5 protein-coding genes are annotated in these 5022 nt (G+C 33.1%); all 5 read left to right on the plus strand.

Annotated features, from left to right (window positions below; all coding sequences use genetic code 11):
• Nucleotides 1–323 precede the first annotated feature (323 nt).
• On the plus strand, nt 324–2414 hold the full coding sequence (locus tag ERL59_RS00675; protein ID WP_160643480.1) for a right-handed parallel beta-helix repeat-containing protein: 2091 nt from the start codon (nt 324–326) through the stop codon (nt 2412–2414).
• 143 nt (nt 2415–2557) lie between these two features.
• Nucleotides 2558–2905 carry a hypothetical protein gene (locus ERL59_RS00680; protein WP_160643482.1) on the plus strand — a complete coding sequence of 116 codons (348 nt, stop codon included), beginning with the start codon at nt 2558–2560 and terminating at the stop codon, nt 2903–2905.
• Nucleotides 2898–3320, plus strand: a complete 423-nt coding sequence (locus tag ERL59_RS20655; protein WP_201763434.1) for a hypothetical protein — start codon at nt 2898–2900, stop codon at nt 3318–3320. The genes ERL59_RS00680 and ERL59_RS20655 overlap by 8 nt, the downstream gene beginning before the upstream one ends.
• A gap of 8 nt (nt 3321–3328) precedes the next feature.
• Nucleotides 3329–4615 (plus strand): terminase TerL endonuclease subunit, encoded by a 1287-nt coding sequence (locus tag ERL59_RS00685; protein WP_201763436.1) that lies wholly within the window; start codon nt 3329–3331, stop codon nt 4613–4615.
• A gap of 15 nt (nt 4616–4630) precedes the next feature.
• Nucleotides 4631–5022, plus strand: a 392-nt coding sequence (locus ERL59_RS00690; RefSeq protein ID WP_201763435.1) for a phage portal protein, incomplete at its 3' end; no start/stop codon positions are given.

A 5022-nucleotide genomic window follows, 5' to 3' on the forward strand; every position in this document is an offset into this window, starting at 1 on the left:
CCTAATCATGTTTCCTTCGTTGATGCAAAAAATACTTTTAATTCACGAGAAGTATTAAGTGTTACATTGATTCAAACACCTGAAGAGGAAGAACTATGACATGTATAGCTGGATTAGTTCATGATGGTAAAGTCTATAAGGATGGAGATAGTGCAGGAATTGGACCTATTTAAAGTTTTAATTGTGACTAAAAAAGCTGGGATTAACTGAATCACCTACAATGTGAATTTTATAAATTTCTACACATTCGTCCATACGTTATCCGTTCATCCTGAATATAATGCATTTAACAATAATCTTAAGCTAGAAAGGATGAACAAGTTATGACAGTACGCAAAGTTCCTACTTCTGAGTTCCCAACAATTAATGATGCACTAGCAGATTCAAAGCCTTACGATACCATTAGAGTTGGAGAAGGGAATTTCCCTGAATCGCTTACCATTGACATAGAAGGATTACGCATTATTGGAGTAGGTAAAGGAAAAACGATCATTGAAGGGGAAGGTGCAGGAACATCTGGTATTACGATCAATAGTTTCTTAGTCACTATTGAAGACTTAACGGTTCAGAATTTCAACAGTGGTTCTGGGATTGAAATAAATGATGATTTGAATATTATTCATAAAGTTCAAATATTAAATAATGGAAGACATGGGATTGACATATCAGATAGTAGTAACATCGTGATCCAATGTGAAAGCAATGAAAACGGTGAGAATGGAATCAATATAGATAATTCTTTTAATTTAATTTTACATTGTAAAATAATTGGAAATCGATCTCATGGGATTTTTATAGAGTCAGAAGTGTTAAATTTAATACACTGTTGTTTGGCTCAAAAAAACATACAAGATGGATTTCATAATGAGGGGAATTTCTCTTACATTATTTCCAGTGTTGCTATCAAAAATGGTGGCAACGGTTTTAGCGATGGTAGTTTTTCATCTAATAATTTTTATGGGTTTAACAAATCAATCGAAAACAAAGGAAACGGTTTTGTAATAGATGTCGAAGTATTAGTATTTGATAATGTCAGCAAAAATAATGGATTGAATGGGATATTAGTAATGGATGATGGTGCAAGGATCATAAAAAATGTAATTGCAAACAATAAAGAAAACGGAATTCGAGTGGAAGATTTTGAAAATGTGATTGATCGAAACATCATAAAGAACAATGGATTAGCTGGAATTCGTATTGCAGGAGATGAAACTGCCTTTCGTTCTAATTGTTTAAAAGGAAACTCACCGGACATCTTCGTAGAAGATATGGTGGAAGATTGTACTTTTGCAGACAACGATTGTGAAACAAGTATGCCTTTAGGATTATGTGAAAGAAATGATGCCATCGATGTACAGGAAGGTGAATCCATTCAACAAGCTATAGATGATGCGCCAGATGGCTTTCAAATCAACATTGGGGTTGGAGTATTTAATGAGCCAATTTATGTTGAACAAGAACGTCTCAGAATTGTAGGGGCAGATATGTGTAAAACCATCATTGATGGTACAAATATTGAAGGAGACGGTATTTTTATAAACAACTTTCTGAATTCAATAGAAAATTTAACCGTTCAAAACTTTGGATCCAATGGTGTTGTTATCGATGGTGAATCAAATTCAATAGATAGAGTTATATCAAAAAATAATAAGCAAGATGGATTTATTATCACTAGAAGTGGAATTGACCTTACTTTTTTTAATGAATGTAAAGCAACAATGAACAAGGAAAATGGATTTAATGGATTTGATAGTAATTTAAATTACTTCATTCGATGTAATGCAAATAAAAATCGTAATAATGGTTTTCTTATAGAAGATGGGAATTTACTGTTATTTAACGAAGCTAAAGAGAATAGTATGAATGGCTTTGTGTTAGACGATTCCAATTTATGTATCGGAAACTGTGCTTTGAGAAATAAAGGAAACGGTTATTTTACCATAGAGGAGGTTAATTTTTTATTTCGTAATAAAGTAATTGGAAATTCATTAAATGGTATCATTAGTGCAGATACTGATAATATAATTTGGGGGAATATATGTAACAAAAATGAAGGGGATGGTATTGAAATAAATGAAGAAGACAATGTAGTCGTTCTGAATATTTGTCAGTTAAACAAAGGGAATGGAATTCAAGTGAATGAAACATCTGATCTTGATAGCATTATAGATCATAATTGTATAGAAAACAATCAAGAAGCTGGAATCATCATTGAAGAAACAGATGCTGATTTCTTTGGCATCCGCTCTAACTGCTTATCTGGTAACATTCTAGACATTCAAAATAATTCATTAGAAGTTGAAAATATTGCAATTGATGAAAATAAATGTAATTCAAGTAAACCTGATGGGCTTTGTGAAGGGTCTTGTGATAAAAGTTTTTTAAGAGGTAACAAGGAATTTAACGGGACATAGTAAGTTTAGGAGGAACTGGAATTAGTTATTAATACAATACCCCCCCTATTCAATTTGATGAATAAAAACCTAGAAGACCGTACTGTGGACCTATTTTTCACATGAACCGAAAATTTTGAAAATGGTTGGAGGTTTTTTGAATTGTGTCAAAAAGTGAAATTTATAAACGAGAACTATCTAAGTTAAATGAGATATTTGAAGATGTTGAGGAATCAAAAAGGAAACTAGTTGAGGGTCTTATTGAAGATGCAGCATTTTTGAGATCAGAGAATCATGTATTAAAACAAATCATTACTCAAACAGGCATGGTTAAAGTCCATCCTGAACATCCTGAACTTCAAAAACCTACAGAATCAGCGAAACAGTATTCAAAGAGTGTCAAAGATTATTGTGTGGTCATTAAAACGTTGAGTGGTGTGTTAATGAGAAATACAGCAGAAGACGATGAAGAATATAATAAAATTTTGGAAGAGATGAGGAAGAATGCATGATTTAACTACAAACACAATAAACGAAAGACACTCGTACTTGCTTGCATACTATAACGAAATAAAAAGTAAAGAAATCATAGCAGGGCAAGAGTTAATCACACAATTAGATTTACTTATAGAAGATTTAAACAGTCCTGCATATGTGTATGACAATAAAGATGCAGCCTTTAGGATTCAATTTATAGAGAATTTTTGTAAACATACAAAATCACCTTTTTACGGTCAACCATTCATATTAGAACTTTGGGAGAAAGCCTTTGTTGAGGCTTTTTATTCGTTTAAATGGAGCTATGAGGGTTACTATGATTACTACGAAGAAGAACCACCTAAAGACAATCTGAGAAGGTTTAAAAAGGCTATTCTTTTAATCGCTCGTAAAATGGGAAGTCAACGGTTTGCGCTGCTATTGGTTTAACAGAACTCATGATTGGCACAGGTGGCAATGATATTGTATGTTCTTCTAATGATGATGCACAAGCTAATATCATCTTTGAAGAAATTAACAACATGAGAGAACAATTTGATCCTAAAGGGAAAAGGACACATAAAAATTTAAAGGGGATTTTTAATCTCAAAAATAAAAGTAAGATTTTTAAAATATCTGACCGTACCAGAAACAAAGAAGGTCGTAATATTGATGGAGCCATCTTAGATGAAAGTAATGAGATGGAAGATAACACAATTGCAAAGTCCATAGATCAATCACAGTCCACAAAAGACGAACCTTGGTTTATAAATATTACAACCGAGGGTTTTGTGAATGACGGTTATCTTGATGATGAGTTGAAATATGCTAGGAAAGTGCTTAACAAGGAATTAGAAGATGCTACCTTGCTTTCATGGCTCTACACGCAAGATAGTGAAAATGAAATATGGCAAGATGAAAGGTCATGGGAAAAGTCGAATCCAAGTTTAGGAACCATCAAGAAAAAGAAATATATCAAAGATCAAATACGCAAGGCGCAGCACGATAAAGCCGAGCGTGTTTTTATGTTGGCTAAAGATTTTAACATCAAACAAAATAATGCGACGGCATGGCTAACTGAAAATGAAGTTGTGAATGAATCTACTTTTGATATAGAAGATTTAAGAGGTTGTATAGGACTCGGTGCGGTGGATCTTTCAGAAACGACAGACTTATCTTGTGCCAAGGTGTTAATTATGCGACCAGATAGTCAAAAAAAGTACATTTTAACAAAATATTTTATTCCTGAATCTAAAGTGGAACAAGGAACTCTGGAAGATAGAAAAAATTATTTGCAGTGGGCCAAAGAAGGTTTGATTGAAATATGTCCAGGTAATGAGAATGACTACTCCTTAATTACAGCATGGTTTGTCTTACTATATAAGCAGTATGGGATCAGAGTGTATAAAGTTGGTTACGACAACTGGAACGCTAAATACTTCATCAAAGAAATGGAGGACATTGGATATGAAACTGAAAAGGTAGGTATGGATTTTAACAACTTATCTAATCCAATGAAATTAGTTGAAGCCGACCTGAGAAGTAAGCTAATCAATTACAACAACAATTCAGTAACAAAATGGAATCTTGGAAATACAGCATTGAAGATAGATAACTTTGGTCGCATCATGCCTGTAAAGGTTCAAGATCAACAAAATAGAAGAATAGACGGTGCGGTGACACTCATTATTCTTTATGCCATTTATCAGAGATATAAAACCGAGTATTTACAAATGGTTAGCTAGTTAGGAGGTGATCAATTGGGGTTATTAGATTCGATGAAAGGATTTTTAAACAAGAATAATAAGTATATTCAGCAAGCTAAACTTTTAAATGGTTACACACCTATTTTTAGTCAATTCGGAACGGATATTTATGCTTCTGATGTTGTGCAATCAGCAATTGATTGTATCGCTACTGAATGCAGTAAGTTACAACCAAAGCATATCAGAATGGACGGAAATGATATGCAGACAATCGTAAAAGGAAGTATAAATCGATTGTTTAAGTTCAGTCCAAATGAGTTAATGACAACTAGAGATTTCATAGAAAAGGTAATATGGCTACTGTATATGAATTACAATGCCTTTATTTATCCCACGTATGACCTTGTAACTAGTAATGGTGTAACTGATCCAACTAGAACCCAATG

Source organism: Chengkuizengella marina (genome assembly GCF_009910845.1).
GTDB classification, from domain to species: domain Bacteria; phylum Bacillota; class Bacilli; order Paenibacillales; family KCTC-33759; genus Chengkuizengella; species Chengkuizengella marina.

What these genes read in the sequence shown, in the direction of transcription:
- ERL59_RS20655 (WP_201763434.1), top strand. Translation starts at nt 2,898, where the DNA reads ATGCATGATTTAACTACAAACACAATAAACGAAAGACACTCGTACTTG.
- ERL59_RS00685 (WP_201763436.1), top strand. Translation starts at nt 3,329, where the DNA reads ATGATTGGCACAGGTGGCAATGATATTGTATGTTCTTCTAATGATGAT.
- ERL59_RS00675 (WP_160643480.1), top strand. Translation starts at nt 324, where the DNA reads ATGACAGTACGCAAAGTTCCTACTTCTGAGTTCCCAACAATTAATGAT.